The sequence below is a fragment of the Variovorax sp. P4_D9 genome, assembly GCF_056401695.1.
Genome location: NZ_JBFUIU010001408.1, coordinates 1 through 1,439 on the forward strand (window position 1 = coordinate 1; position 1,439 = coordinate 1,439).

General features: G+C 70.4%; 1 protein-coding gene and 1 pseudogene. Both read right to left on the reverse strand.

All coding sequences use genetic code 11. The annotated features are described in order from the left end of the window. Positions 1-1,142, reverse strand: a 1,142-nt coding sequence (locus AC1DY5_RS55470; protein WP_478122675.1) for a YbfB/YjiJ family MFS transporter, incomplete at its 3' end; no start/stop codon positions are given. Between the two features lie 75 nt (positions 1,143-1,217). After that, positions 1,218-1,439: pseudogene (locus AC1DY5_RS55475) on the reverse strand (microcin ABC transporter ATP-binding protein); the annotation flags it as partial.

Consider the following 1,439-nt stretch of genomic DNA (forward strand, 5'->3'; position numbering starts at 1 on the left):
CCGACAGCCAGCGCCGCGGCGGCAACCAGCAGCGGTATGGCGAACGATCCGGTCCGCTGGGCTAGCGGAGCGGCGAACAGCGGCCCCAGGATCTGGCCGACGCCGTAAGAGGCGGTCGCATAGCCAATCAGGCCGGCCGACGCGTTGCCTTGCAGGCGGCGAGCATCCCGCATGGCAAAAAGGGTGATGGCCGTGAACGGCATGCCCAGCATCAGGCTGCCGAGGCCGAAGCCCCAGATCGTCGGCCAGGCCACCGACAGCACGACCCCGAAGGCCTGCAGCGCGTAGGCGATGGCCAGCAGCAGGCGATTGTCCCAGTGGATCGGCGCCCGCGCACCGATCAACGCGCCGGGAACGATCGCCAGGCCGAACAGCGGCCAGAAGAAGTCCGGCCACGGCGAGCCGGGCAGCGCCTGCCGGGCGATCACCGGCAGGAAAGTCGCGGTGATGATGTAGCCGAAGCCCGCCAGGCCGTAGAGGCCGACCAGCCAGGCGGCGTCGCGGCGTGCCGCGGCCGATGCGGCGGCCGATGGTGCAGCGGTCGGCGCCGCCGAGGCGCCTGCCGGAGCCGATTCGCCATCGCCGAAAACCCGCCAGATCACGGCGATCAGCGCCAGCGACAGCAGCCCGAAGCCGATCCAGCCGGCCTCCGAGCCCCAGCGCCCCAGCGCTCCCCCGAGCAGTCCGGTCGCCGCGATGCCGATGCCAGGCCCGGTGTAGATCACGCCGGCCAGCGCCGGCGCCCCGGTTTCGGCCAGCCGGCGCAGGCCCCAGCCGGAGGCGAAGACGAAAGTCCAGGCGCTCATGACGCCTGCCGCGGTGCGCAGCACGCCCCACCACGTGAACCCCTGGAGCAGGCCCATGCCGAGCAGCAGCGCCGCAGTGGCGACGAGGCCGCCACGCACCATGCTGGCGGGCCTGGCGCGGATCGCCGCGCAGCTGACGGCACCCAGGAAATAGCCCAGGTAGTTGAGCGAGGCCAGCACGCCGCCGGCCTGCAGGTCGAGCTTGCCCTCGTGCAGCATGACCGGCAGCATCGGCGTGAAGGCGAAGCGCCCGAGGCCCATGGCCACCGCCAGCGTCACCATACAGGCCAGCGCCGCCCGCCAGGCGGCGCGCCGGTTGTAGCCGATCAACGACATTTTGATCCTCTGTTCTAGTCTGTTGCGGACAGAGCAAAAACTGCTGCGCAGTTTCTTGGTCTGTCCCGCAAAGTCTCAGGTTGCCAGGGCCGCGGCCACCAGCTTCTGCGTGTAGGGATGGGCGGGGGCGTCAAGCACGTGCTCGACCGGGCCCGATTCGAGAATGGCGCCGTCCTTCATCACGATGACCTGGTGCGCCATGGCGCGGATCACCTCGACGTCGTGGGTGATCAGCAGGTAGCTCAGCCCGCGCTCGCGCTGCAGCCGCTGCAGCAGGCCCAGCACCTGCTTCTGGAT